Here is a 12,183-nt window from a genome sequence, read left to right as displayed (position 1 = left end):
CAATTAAAATATAAAATAAGATGCCTGCACAAACAAGAATTATTCATTTCTATGTGTGCCTTGGAGCCGCAGGCGGAAAGGAATGTGAGGTTATTATGGATGAATTCTTAAGAGATATACATACATTATTATTTAAGGAATGGATTCTCATTCAGTCTATTGAGGGCTGTGATATTAAAGAAGAGGGTAAAAAAGTTATTCTTACAACTCCTTATTGTCATGCCGAAGTAGTATTTAATGACCATAACCTGATTGAATTATCCGTCACAAATCTTGTCACTGATAAGATAGACTTCTATCTTCATTTTCAGATGCATACTATGAGTCATGCCATTTCTTTATATGAAGAAATGCTTCAATGTGTTAAACAATTGATCAATGAACCTCCTGTTCGTGTTCTTTTAACATGTACAAGCGGCCTCACTACAGGTATGTTTGCCGCACAGCTCAATGAAGCGACTATGCTTTTATCTAAGAATTATAAATTTGATGCGATTGCTTACCATGAACTCTATGATATTGCGAAGAATTATGATGTGATTCTTGTAGCTCCACAGGTGAGTTCTAAAAAGACAAAACTAGAAACATGCTTTAAAAAGAAGATAGTACTGACTATTCCCTCTACAATATTCGCAAAATATGATGCAGGCGCATTATTAGAATTCTTAGATGAACATTTATTGACTCGTCGTCATCCAACTACAGCTCGTTTACCTGTCATTAGTCGTCCAGTACCTCACCAGACAAAGATTTTAACCATTGCGACAGTACGCACAAGTCATCGCACAAGAATGATATATCGTGTTTTTGATCCTAACAACAAAACACTATTAGATAATGAAGTCGTTAAGTTTGATTTTCAAGTGAATGACCTCTTTGATATCCTTGATACAGTATTACTCTTTCATCCAGATATTCCTATCATTGGAATTAGTCTTCCAGGTATAATCCATGATGGTTATATGGACTTCTGTGATCAAAGAATCAATTGTTTAGATTCACTTAATAACCGTTATCCAAATAAACGTTTCTATTTATTTAATGATGTCAATGCCCTTGTATCTGGTTATTATATTTCACAGAATAAATACCAGACAATCTCGTTTCTTTATCAGCCATCCATGGGGAGTCCTTGTGGTATAGGTTCTGTCTTTAAAGGACAATTAATAGAAGGAGCGCATAAGATAGCCGGAGAAGCCAAATATCTGCCATTTAACAGAGAACAATTTCAAAAGACACCAGAGGAACAATTAAAATTCCTTGCCTATCAAGCTGCTGCAGTCATTTCTATCTATGATCCTGAAATATTGATCGTATCATGTAAATATACAAATAAACATGAGTTAAGAGAATTATTAAAGAAATACTTTCCAGAAGAATATCTTCCTGATATTCACTTTATTGAACATTTCAAGGAATATGGATTGTTAGGTGCTTTGATTCTTTCTATTCAAGAAGAAAATAAAGGCTGAGTTTATTGAAAAACTCAACCTTTATGGTATAATTCTTATAAACATATCTAGTTAGTATGTTGATAGGAGGAGTTGTTATGTCTTTAAGTTCTGTTAGAAATTATTTCAAACAATATAATATGGATACACATATTGTAGAGTTTCCTGTATCAAGTGCGACTGTGGAACTTGCAGCACAAGCTATTGGCTGTAAAGAACAGGAAATTGCGAAAACAATGTCTTTTCATGTTGGGGATGAAGTCATTGTGATTGTAATGGCCGGAGATGCAAGAATCGACAATAAGAAATATAAATCATTCTTTCATAAGAAAGCAAAGATGCTTCATGGGGAGGAAGTAGAATCTCTCACTGGTCATCCAATAGGTGGTGTTTATCCTTTTGGATTAAAAGAAGGTATTAAAGTCTATCTTGATGAGTCTCTAGAACGTTTTGATCATGTTTATCCAGCATGTGGCAGCCCTAATAGTGCTATTAAGCTCACTATTCCAGAACTAGAAAAATACGCCCACCAGGAATCATGGATTGATGTCACTGATATCATCTAATGACATTTGTTTATGAGAACCAAGGACTTCTAAAGAGTCTTTGGTTTTTTTGTATACTCTTCCTTCATTAAGCCATAAATCTATATCTTCAAAAGAAACAATGACAGGCATTCTTGAATGAATTCCTGACATGATGTCTTCGGCTTCTTTTGTAAGTATTGTAAAACAATTATCATGATAGATGCCTGCAAGATAAAGAATATGATTATTAGTAAAGCGATATTGCGCATGCGCTCTATCCCATTCATAGAAACCACTGATTGGAATAATACATCTTCTTTTTACTGCATCTTCTTTAAACATCTTCTTTTCTAATACTGTTTCTATACGTGCGTTAAAAACACGTTTTTGATTTAATGGATAACCCCATGTCTTATAGTCTCCATAATGACCCTTCAAAATAATAAAGCCCTCCTCTCCTGGATGAATATCTCCATAAGGAAATATATGTCCATCAGGAATAATGACCCATCTTGTTAAATCATATTTCAATTGTTCATCTAAATAGTAACGTCCACACATAATAACCCTCCAAAAAAAGTCATAGAAAAACTATGACTTAAACATTGTATCTAATATATGCTTACCTGTTTCTGTTTCAAAAAAAATCTCTTTGGCATGCTGAATAGATTCAATAGAAGCATTCCCTTCAAATGCATTGACTAAAAAATCCGCTTCTAACAAGATACGATAATCCATTCCATCTACATTAGTATATGTATGATGATGGGCAATCAAGAAACATATTCTTTCTATATCATCTTCTTTAAATCCTAAAGAAGTACATATTTCTCTTGCTGGTGCAGGGCCTTCCTGTTCCTGCAGTTTTCCATTTTGAAAGCCATATTTCTCTTCTGATACACGTATTCCAATATCATGTAAAATACTGGCTGCTTCTAATACAAAGAGTGTATGTGCATCTAATCCTTCTTTTTCACCAATTAATTGAGAGAAGCTATGTACCTTTATAAAATGCTGGATACGCTTAGGATCTCCATAATCAAATTCAATCATCTTCATCATTAATTCATTCAACATATTTATCACCTATATCTATTGTAGCACAAAAAGAAAAAGACCCGTAGGTCTTAACGTGATAATGTATACCCTTTTCCAATGACTGAATGAACATCACTCACAAAAACAAAGGAAGTAGGATCTATTTCTACAGAGATTTTCTTAATTGTCGCAATTTTCTTATACTGTGTAACTACAAGAATGACCTGCATATCTTCTCTTAAATAACCTGTTTCCGCTTTTAATAACGTGAGCCCAACATCAATTTCTTTATAAATGCGTTCTCTGATTTTTTCATATTCATGACTCATAATCATGATTTCACATTGTGATTGACCATATGCCAATACTTTATTGACTGTTATAGTACAGATCATAATCGCAAGAATACCATATACATTCTTCATAAAGGGATTAGATGCCACCTGAATCAAAATAACTGTAATATCACATATATTCATAACGATAGAAACAGGGACTTTGAAATACTTCTGTAAGATCACACCAATAATATCAAAACCACCAGAAGATCCATCACCTAAAAGTACAAGTCCTACCCCTGCCCCAATGAGGATACCTGCAAGAATAGCACTCATTAAAGGATCAGAACTCATTTCAGCTAAGAAATTATATTTCTGACATAGATCTAACCCAAATGGAAAGATAATGCTGACAATTAATGTCTTGAAAATGAATTCTTTACCAATAAATATATAACCTAATATAAATAATATCGCATTACAAATTAATACAAGAATTGAGATTGGTAATGGAATCATCTTACTTAAAATAACACATAAACCTGTTACGCCTCCTGCAGCAAAGGATTGTGGTAATACAATCATACCAAGTGCTATATCAGTCAAAGCGACACCAACCAAGATTTTTACCATTGATAATACCTTTTCCTTCATTTTCATCACCCAGGAATATTATAATGATAAAAAGAGACAATACAGTAGCCTAGGCTACAATGGAGGACATATGAATATCATTATTCCAGAAAACTATTTTTATTTATTTGAATCAGTAGGTGAACGTTGTGTCTTGCCTTCAAAGACAGTCATCTTTTATGAGAGTGATGATGCAAATGATATCTATCTTTTAATCAAAGGTCGTGTACGTGCTTATTTAAGCAGTTCACAGGGGAAACAGATTACCTTGGAGGTATTAAAGAAAGGACGTATTTTTGGTGATGGTTCTTTTTTAAATCATTCTGTACGTAAAGCGAATATGGCCACGATTACTGATGCAGAATTCATCCGTTGTCATATTACTGATTTGATGCCTATATTACAGAAAAATAATGATCTCATGATCCTTATGCTTCAGCATCTGACTTCTACATGCAACTATTTGACACATACAATTGAAAGATTAGTGAACTATAATAGTACGCAAAAGGTGGCTGATTTCCTTCTTATTGAAACAGATAACGGAAAAAAATCCATTCCTTATACACATGAAGATATTGCAGGATGTTTAGATATGAATAGAGTGACGGTATCACGTATTATGAAGAAATTAAAAGAAGAAAATGCTGTTGAGTATGAGTATGGGATTGTTTCTGTAACGGATTCTAAAACATTGAAGCATATTCTAGAACACCCTGAATAGAGATTATTGCATTCAAGTTTTGTTTAAAATATAATTATTAACGAGGTGTAAATAAACTATGAAAAAGAAAAAAATTGCGATTATTGCGACAGGTGGTACAATTGCAGGAAGTGGTGCTGCAGGTAAAACAACAAATTATGAAGCAGGTACAATTTCTGTAGATGAAGTATTGGATTCTATTCCAGATATAAGAGATCGTGTTGAGATTGTTTTAGATAATCTCTTTTCTGTTGATTCTAATGAAATTGATGATCAAAGATGGTTGCTCTTAACTGAACATATTAATAAACTTGCAGATCAGCAGGATATTGATGGAATTGTTGTCACTCACGGAACTGATACAATGGAAGAAACATCTTACTTCTTAAATTTAACAGTCAATACATTAAAACCTGTTGTTTTAACTGGTGCGATGCGTCCTGCAACTGCAACAAGTGCCGATGGACCATTTAACTTATTCCAGGCCATTATGCTTGCAAGTCATAGTGAAGCTTGGGGCCGTGGTGTAATGTGCTTATTCTCAAGTACTATTTTTTCCGGTAGAGATATCCAGAAGATCAGCAACTATAAGATTGATGCCTTCGACCAGAGAGCTTTCGCCAATCTTGGTTATATGAAGGATGATGAAGTCTATTTCTCTTCTCAGCCATTAAAGAGACATACAACTTATTCCGTCTTTTCACGTAAACCAATCAACGATTTAGCTCATGTCGCAATTGCCGACTACTATGTAGGTGCTTCTCCTGATATTCTTGACTTTCTAGCAAAAAATAATGAAGGTATTGTGATTGTCGGAACAGGTAGCGGAAACTATTCTAAAGAATGGCGTCAGCGTATTGAAGAATTATCTGATCAGGGTATTATCTTTGTACGTGCGAGCCGTGTAACGAACAGTATTATCTTCCAGGATGATTATTTTGATCCTAAACATGTATGTCTAGGTGCCAATAACTTGTCTCCTTATAAAGCACGTATTCTATTAATGCTTTCTCTCACAATCACAAAAGATAAAAAAGTAATCAACGATTACTTCTTAAACTACTAAAAAAGGCTCGAAAGCCTTTTTTTATTTTTTCACAATTTTATAATATGTACGACTTGTACAGAAATAAACAATAGTATAAAGAATAGTAAGTACGATTACTGATACAACAGTACATGTAATAAATGTCTGAGGGGCATTAAGAATCATTACCTTAAACATCTTTAAGATCATCTTATAAGCCACGGACATATGAATAACTGCCACTACAAGAGGAAGGAAGAAGAAAATCAATACCTGTGAAGATATAGCCTGTCTAACTTCTTTTTTACTCAATCCTACGTTCTGTAGTATTTCATATCTTTTCTGATCTTCATAGCCTTCAGATAACTGCTTATAATACATAATCAATACGGCTGCCATCATAAATAATACACCTAGAAAGATTCCTAAGAATAATAATGAACCATACATCTGACTGAATAGCTGGTAGTTATCATAGCGAGTCATATTAGAATAACTGATTTCACCATCATTCTTTTCACTGACTTTCAAAGTGAAATTCTTTGTTGTTTTACGCATGACTTCTTCAGCCTTTGAATTGAAATAACCACCTTTATAATCCACTAATATTTCATAAGAATAAGAAGGGGAAGAATGATGTTCAAATGTAAGTGCCTGTTTTAAAGCTGCATCATCCTTGAATACAAATGTGATACTATCAGAATCTATATTCGCAATATCATCCTTCACAAACCAAGGATCATTCTTAACCATCTTTAATGAATACAATTGATTATTCAACATCATTGAATCATGATTAAAATGATAATTAGAATTATAAAGGACTTCATGATCATTTAAAGAGACATGATGATTATAAATACGATTGTAATCAGCTAATGTCATACCTAGGATAGTGAGTAATTTATTATTGCCACCTTCTCCTGGCGCAGTAAAGACTGTTCCATTTTGAGAAGCCCATACTTGACAATACTTTAAAGAAGCCATTCGAGAAATACCGATATTTTTAGAAGCAAGAGATGTTTTAATGTCCTTTTCAAGGTTGATGATTTCTTCATCCATATTCACCTTTTCCATATTCCCTACTTTATAACTATAGTCAGCACGAACACTTTTTTTCACAGTATCAAAAACGCCACTATAAAGAGTATATGTAGAAGAAATCATGACAAGAATACATGTACATAAAATACAGATACTTGCAAGTCCCACTGCATTCTGCTTCATACGATACATCATCTGAGACACACTGATAAAATGATTTGTCTGATAGTAATACTTCTTATTCTTCTTTAATAGTTTTAAAATCACAATAGATCCTGCAGTAAAGAGTGCATATGTTCCAATAATGACAAGTACAACCGCCACAAAGAATAAGACAAGGGCAGTGATTGGATCTTCAATCGACAAGGCAATTGTATAACCAGCACCTAGTGTAATAACACCTATTAAAGTCATCAACCACTTTGTCTTTGGTTCCTTTTCTCCAACCATTCCACCCTTTAATAACTGGATTGGATTAGAGAAACGAATAGAAGCTGCATTGATCATAAATGAAACAAAGAAAATAACACTAAAGAGAAGAGTTGTGATCAAAATTGCATTCATATCAATACTAAATACAATCGATGTATGAATAGCCAGTATCTTCACTAAAATAAGCATCATCAGCTTACTAAATAGAACACCTGTTAATACACCAAATCCTAAAGAAATCAAATAAACAATCAATGTTTCAATAAAGATGATCAACATCACATGACGCTTTTCCATTCCTAATATATTATAGAGTCCAAGTTCCTTCTTACGATTCTTCATGAGGAAGCTATTTATATATAATAAGAATATAACTGAGAATATAATCACAACATACACGCCAAGACTCATCATCATGGCTGCTGATTCACTGTCTTTTCTTAGGCCATTATCTCCACCTAAGAACTTTACACAATAAAACATCATGACAGTAAAGATACTTGTAATAAGATATGGGAAATAGATTTTTCCATTCTTTTTAATATTTGTCAGAGCAAGTTTTAAATAAAACATAATTACTTACCTCCTGTCTGGAGTAGTGTAAGTGTATCACTGATTGCCTGATACATTTCTTCGTTCGTCTTATCTCCTTTATAGATCTGATGATAGACCTGTCCATCACGTATAAATAAGACACGTTTCGCAAAGCTAGCTGCTTTGGTACTATGAGTAACCATCACAATAGTCTGTCCTTCTTTATTTACATGATCAAAGATATTTAATAAATCATCTGTAGATTTAGAATCTAAGGCACCTGTTGGTTCATCAGCTAAGATAATCTGAGGATGGGTAATTAAAGCTCTTGCAACAGCAGCTCTTTGTTTCTGTCCTCCTGATACTTCATAAGGGTATTTATCCAGTAGTGATTCAATACCTAGCTGTGGTGCTAAGTGATTCAATTTAGTTTCCATCACATCATAGTTTTCTTTAGATAAAACTAAAGGTAAAAAGATATTATCACGTAAAGAGAATGTATCTAATAAGTTGAAATCCTGAAATACAAAACCAAGATTCTTTCTTCTAAACTGTGAAATATGCTTTTCACTGATTTTAGTAATATCTTCTCCATTAAGTAACACTTCTCCACTTGTTGGTGTATCTAGAGATGCTAAGATATTTAAAAGTGTTGTCTTACCACTTCCTGATTCACCCATAATCGCTACATATTCCCCTTCTTCTACTGAAAAAGAGACATTAGACAGAGCAGTGACCTGCTGAGATGAAAAACGCGTTGTATAAACTTTTTTTAAGTTTTTAACTTCTAATAATGACATATATGTTTTCCTCCTTCGTTACAACTATAGTTTAATTATTTTGAAACATATCTGCCATTGATTCACCTTACAGAATAAGTCTCTAATCTTACAATTTTGTAAGTTACTCTACCTTTAGAGGTTTTTTCTCAAAACAAATGGAAACAGTAGTTCCTTGGTTGATTATAGATTCTATATGAATAGGATAACCCATAGTATCACATATATTCTTAACAAGATATAAGCCTAATCCACTCGCCTTCTTATCAATACGTCCATTTGTACCGGTAAAGCCTTTTTCAAAGACACGAGGCAAGTCCTCTTTCTTGATACCAATTCCTGTATCTTCTATATATAATGTATAACCCTTCATATAAATATGAATAGAACCTTCTTTAGTATACTTCAAGGCATTGGATAAAATCTGTTCAACAATAAAAGAAGTCCACTTCTCATCCGTAACTATTTCTTCATCTAGTTCTTCTAGATTCAAAGATATTTTCTTATGAATAAAGAATAAGGATTGTTTCTTGACAACTCCATTTACTATATCCCCTATTTTATAATGACCAATTTTCAAATCCTGATTCATATGTCCCATCTTGACATAGTACATCATCATATCCACATACTGTTCAATACGTAATATCTGCATAGAAAGTAGTCTCGGAGATAAATCACCTGATTGGATAAGTAATCTTAGTCCTGCGATAGGTGTTTTAATTTGATGAACCCAGAGTGTCATATAATCAGATAGTTCATGATAGCTTGTATCCTTCTGATTATTAAGGACAATATTAGCCTGGATAATCTTCTCTATAAGAGAATAATAAGAATCTTCTAAAGCGTTCTCTGGAGTCGGAATATTCTCCAAATAAATATGATCTAGATGCAAGGCATACTTAAGTGCTTTGATCTTGTTATTATATTTGTAATAGTCATAGCAAAAATAAACAATCACAAAGAATAGACATAGACAGGTAGGATAATAAAGTAATGAAATAGAAACATCGCATAATAAGAGGATCAAATCAAATAAGAGGATCATGACTAAATAGACAAGATAGAAACGATAATGATCTTTAATGTATGTCTTCATAATATAACTGATACCCTATCCCTTTCTTTGTATGAATAAGCTGTGGTAAAGAAAAAGCATCTAATTTCTTTCTTAAACGATTGATATTGACACTTAATGTATTATCATCTACAAACGCTTCACTTTGCCAGAGAGCTTCCATGATTGTATCTCTAGAGACAATCTGTCCGGCATGTTCAAATAATATCTGCATGATTTTAAGTTCTGTTTTAGTAAGTTCTATAGAGTCTTCATGATAGCTAATGACACCTTTTAATAAATCTAAAGTGAGTGATTGATAGTTTAAGACATTCTGTGTTTTATTAAATGAATAAGTACGTCTAAGTATTGCCTGTAACTTAGCCGTGAGTACTGTTAAGTCAAAAGGCTTATTAATAAAATCATCTGCACCCATATTCATCGCCATAACAATATTCATATTCTCACTTGTAGAAGAAATAAAGATAATAGGTACTTCTGATTCTTTTCTTATTTCCTGACACCAGTAATAACCATTATAGTAAGGCAGAGAGATATCTAATAATATAAGTAATGGTTCATAGTTTCTAAAGTCTTCTAAGACATTTTCAAAATCATTGACTACAAACACATCATAATTCCACTTTTCTAGATGTTTTTTTATAGAAGAAGCAATAATTTCATCATCTTCTACAATCATTATTTTCTGCATGTATAACCACCTCTAGTTCATTATACACAAAAAAGAGACAAAATGTCTCTTTATAGTTGTTTGATCCATTCTTCAATTGTATCAAGAGAAGTAATAAGAGTATCTCCTCCATTGGAATCAAATTGAACTTCTATTGATGTAGGAATAATAGAATCCTTTAATTCTTTTTTCATATCCTTAATAACTTTTCCTGGCCATCCTCCATGAGTCATGAAAGGAATAACAGTTTTCCCTTTAAAATCGTGCATATGAATAAATGTCTTCATCGCCGGAGCCATTGTATACCACCATGTAGGTGTTCCTAGAAAAATACGATCATAGCCTTCAATAGAGATTTCTTTAATAGGTGGTTCATAGCCTTTCTTTACTTCTTTAAGGCCTAAATCTACCACTTCATCATAATCATCACTATAAGGTTGAATTGTTTCTATTACCTTTAGATCAGCCCCAGTTTTCTTTTGAATCATTTTTGCAATATGTATTGTATTACCATGAGAATAACTGAATACAACGATTAAATCTTTCATAAAGTTCTCCTAAATAACACTAAATTGTGTCCATTTATCTGATTTATAACGAAGATGAAATATGATAGCACGCATTGACCAGTCAGCGCACATTGCTAAGGCAATACCAATCACACCTAGATTGAATGTAATACCAAATATAATAGAAAGTATTCCTCTTACGACGACTGTACTCAAAATTGATACTATCATTGTATATTTAACATCTCCAGTGGCGCGTAATCCATTAGAAAGTGGTCCAGAGAATGGGAACGCAATTGTATTAAAAATATTATGAATAATAACCAAAACAAAGACTAGATGCTTAGTTTCTGATGATAATTGATAATATTGTAGGAATAGTGGAGTAATGAGAAGAATGAATATATTCCATATAATAGAGAAGATTACTGTGATCTTCATCAGCTTCTTAAAGTAATAATGTGCATTATCTATATCCTTTGCTCCCATGCACTGTCCTATGACTGTAATAAAGACAGGTCCCATTGTAACTCCCACTAGGGCTGCAAGTGACCAGATACTTTGGGCCACACCATTGGCTGCAATCTGATACGTACCAAATAAAGCAACAACTGAACTCAAGGCTACTTTAACTAACTGAAAGATTCCTTGTTCAATCCCATTAGGAACCGCAATATTCAATACTCTTTTCAACATCTTAGCATCAAATACAAATATATGCTTCTTTTCATAATAAGTAGTCAGTGTCTTATTGAAGCATAAGAATGTGATCACTACTGCAGAAAAAACTCTAGCAATCAGCGAAGGATAGGCAACACCTGCGACACCAGCATGTAAAACAAAGACACCTATGCAGTTTCCAATACAGTTAATAATGTTAGATGCAATAGAAATATACATAGTTGTAGATGTTTTAGCCATAGAGCGATATAAAGCAGCACCTGCATTATAAATAGCGAGAGCTGGATAAGAATAGGCTGATATCCTTAAATAGGTGATACAAGCCTGCATTACAGAATTCTCTACACGACCAAATAAGAGTCTTAAAAGTGATTCATTGAAAATCAAGACAAGTATCATCAATATAAATGAGAAGACAATAGAAAACATCAATAACTGTCCTGAAGCACGGTTAGTGGCTTCTTGTTCTTTACGTCCAATATATTGGCTGATCACAACTGCCCCACCCGATGCAAGTGCTGTAAACAAATAAATAAAAATTGTATTAAATGAGTTTACAAGTGAAACCCCTGATACCGCACTTTCTCCCACAAAGCTCACAATAAAAGTATCAACAATACCTACTAACATAACTAATAATTGTTCAAAGAACAATGGGATGATCATGTTTTTTAAATCCTTGTTTGTGAATGTCATAATTTACCTCCATGACACCATTCTAAATAACAAAGATATAAAAGTAAAATACCAATACTGGAGGGCATTATAACTTTATTGCATACTAAAAGGCAGTATCTCT

General features: G+C 33.1%; 13 protein-coding genes. 4 read left to right on the top strand and 9 right to left on the bottom strand.

Annotated elements, in window-relative coordinates; genetic code table 11:
* Positions 1 to 95 precede the first annotated feature (95 nt).
* Together NQ499_RS04705 and NQ499_RS04700 are read left to right on the top strand one after the other, a co-directional pair.
* Positions 96 to 1,472, top strand: coding sequence for a hypothetical protein (locus tag NQ499_RS04705; RefSeq protein ID WP_259848618.1), 1,377 nt, complete (start codon positions 96 to 98; stop codon positions 1,470 to 1,472).
* A gap of 77 nt (positions 1,473 to 1,549) precedes the next feature.
* A complete protein-coding gene (locus tag NQ499_RS04700) occupies positions 1,550 to 2,017 on the top strand; it encodes a YbaK/EbsC family protein (RefSeq protein WP_040389846.1) in 468 nt (155 codons plus the stop codon).
* Here the strand turns inward: NQ499_RS04700 and NQ499_RS04695 are convergent.
* Genes NQ499_RS04695 through NQ499_RS04685 form a run of 3 tightly spaced genes read right to left on the bottom strand, consistent with a single transcriptional unit; the run spans position 1,988 to position 3,948 of the window.
* Entirely contained in the window at positions 1,988 to 2,539 is a 552-nt protein-coding gene (locus NQ499_RS04695) for an SOS response-associated peptidase (protein WP_259848617.1), read from the bottom strand. The two genes, NQ499_RS04700 and NQ499_RS04695, sit on opposite strands and share 30 nt — an antisense overlap.
* A 30-nt stretch (positions 2,540 to 2,569) precedes the next feature.
* Positions 2,570 to 3,055, bottom strand: a complete 486-nt coding sequence (locus NQ499_RS04690) for an HD domain-containing protein (RefSeq protein ID WP_006505589.1) — start codon at positions 3,053 to 3,055, stop codon at positions 2,570 to 2,572.
* Between the two features lie 50 nt (positions 3,056 to 3,105).
* The gene (locus NQ499_RS04685; RefSeq protein WP_155812637.1) at positions 3,106 to 3,948 is read right to left on the bottom strand and encodes a YitT family protein; all 843 of its coding nucleotides are present in this window, start codon (positions 3,946 to 3,948) and stop codon (positions 3,106 to 3,108) included.
* A 70-nt stretch (positions 3,949 to 4,018) separates the two neighbouring features.
* On the opposite strand from NQ499_RS04685, the gene NQ499_RS04680 reads away from it, so the two are divergent.
* Both NQ499_RS04680 and NQ499_RS04675 read left to right on the top strand, forming a co-directional pair.
* Entirely contained in the window at positions 4,019 to 4,651 is a 633-nt protein-coding gene (locus NQ499_RS04680; protein WP_006505587.1) for a Crp/Fnr family transcriptional regulator, read from the top strand.
* A gap of 58 nt (positions 4,652 to 4,709) precedes the next feature.
* Positions 4,710 to 5,696: an asparaginase gene (locus NQ499_RS04675; RefSeq protein WP_006505586.1), complete on the top strand. Its 987-nt coding sequence runs from the start codon at positions 4,710 to 4,712 to the stop codon at positions 5,694 to 5,696.
* Between the two features lie 21 nt (positions 5,697 to 5,717).
* Here the strand turns inward: NQ499_RS04675 and NQ499_RS04670 are convergent, their stop codons facing one another.
* The 6 genes from NQ499_RS04670 to NQ499_RS04645 form a co-directional block, all read right to left on the bottom strand.
* Positions 5,718 to 7,706 (bottom strand): ABC transporter permease, encoded by a 1,989-nt coding sequence (locus tag NQ499_RS04670; RefSeq protein WP_006505585.1) that lies wholly within the window; start codon positions 7,704 to 7,706, stop codon positions 5,718 to 5,720.
* Between the two features lie 2 nt (positions 7,707 to 7,708).
* Positions 7,709 to 8,467 carry an ABC transporter ATP-binding protein gene (locus tag NQ499_RS04665; RefSeq protein WP_006505584.1) on the bottom strand — a complete coding sequence of 253 codons (759 nt, stop codon included), beginning with the start codon at positions 8,465 to 8,467 and terminating at the stop codon, positions 7,709 to 7,711.
* A 103-nt stretch (positions 8,468 to 8,570) separates the two neighbouring features.
* Entirely contained in the window at positions 8,571 to 9,545 is a 975-nt protein-coding gene (locus tag NQ499_RS04660) for a sensor histidine kinase (protein ID WP_006505583.1), read from the bottom strand.
* Positions 9,529 to 10,215 (bottom strand): response regulator transcription factor, encoded by a 687-nt coding sequence (locus tag NQ499_RS04655; protein ID WP_006505582.1) that lies wholly within the window; start codon positions 10,213 to 10,215, stop codon positions 9,529 to 9,531. Before NQ499_RS04655 ends, NQ499_RS04660 begins: the two co-directional genes overlap by 17 nt.
* Before the next feature lie 50 nt (positions 10,216 to 10,265).
* Entirely contained in the window at positions 10,266 to 10,742 is a 477-nt protein-coding gene (locus NQ499_RS04650) for a flavodoxin (RefSeq protein WP_006505581.1), read from the bottom strand.
* Between the two features lie 9 nt (positions 10,743 to 10,751).
* Positions 10,752 to 12,080 (bottom strand): MATE family efflux transporter, encoded by a 1,329-nt coding sequence (locus NQ499_RS04645; RefSeq protein ID WP_006505580.1) that lies wholly within the window; start codon positions 12,078 to 12,080, stop codon positions 10,752 to 10,754.
* Positions 12,081 to 12,183: the final 103 nt, after the last annotated feature.

The organism is Catenibacterium mitsuokai, from assembly GCF_025148785.1.
In the GTDB taxonomy this organism is placed as follows: domain Bacteria; phylum Bacillota_I; class Bacilli_A; order Erysipelotrichales; family Coprobacillaceae; genus Catenibacterium; species Catenibacterium mitsuoka.
Note: the sequence above shows the minus strand (reverse complement) of the source record. Positions and strands in the feature narration are given on the sequence as shown.

Bases quoted from the DNA above. Each gene is read 5' to 3' on its own strand.
- NQ499_RS04705 (WP_259848618.1), top strand. From the start codon at position 96: ATGGATGAATTCTTAAGAGATATACATACATTATTATTTAAGGAATGG.
- NQ499_RS04700 (WP_040389846.1), top strand. From the start codon at position 1,550: ATGTCTTTAAGTTCTGTTAGAAATTATTTCAAACAATATAATATGGAT.
- NQ499_RS04695 (WP_259848617.1), bottom strand. From the start codon at position 2,539: ATGTGTGGACGTTACTATTTAGATGAACAATTGAAATATGATTTAACA.
- NQ499_RS04690 (WP_006505589.1), bottom strand. From the start codon at position 3,055: ATGTTGAATGAATTAATGATGAAGATGATTGAATTTGATTATGGAGAT.
- NQ499_RS04685 (WP_155812637.1), bottom strand. From the start codon at position 3,948: ATGAAGGAAAAGGTATTATCAATGGTAAAAATCTTGGTTGGTGTCGCT.
- NQ499_RS04680 (WP_006505587.1), top strand. From the start codon at position 4,019: ATGAATATCATTATTCCAGAAAACTATTTTTATTTATTTGAATCAGTA.
- NQ499_RS04675 (WP_006505586.1), top strand. From the start codon at position 4,710: ATGAAAAAGAAAAAAATTGCGATTATTGCGACAGGTGGTACAATTGCA.
- NQ499_RS04670 (WP_006505585.1), bottom strand. From the start codon at position 7,706: ATGTTTTATTTAAAACTTGCTCTGACAAATATTAAAAAGAATGGAAAA.
- NQ499_RS04665 (WP_006505584.1), bottom strand. From the start codon at position 8,467: ATGTCATTATTAGAAGTTAAAAACTTAAAAAAAGTTTATACAACGCGT.
- NQ499_RS04660 (WP_006505583.1), bottom strand. From the start codon at position 9,545: ATGAAGACATACATTAAAGATCATTATCGTTTCTATCTTGTCTATTTA.
- NQ499_RS04655 (WP_006505582.1), bottom strand. From the start codon at position 10,215: ATGCAGAAAATAATGATTGTAGAAGATGATGAAATTATTGCTTCTTCT.
- NQ499_RS04650 (WP_006505581.1), bottom strand. From the start codon at position 10,742: ATGAAAGATTTAATCGTTGTATTCAGTTATTCTCATGGTAATACAATA.
- NQ499_RS04645 (WP_006505580.1), bottom strand. From the start codon at position 12,080: ATGACATTCACAAACAAGGATTTAAAAAACATGATCATCCCATTGTTC.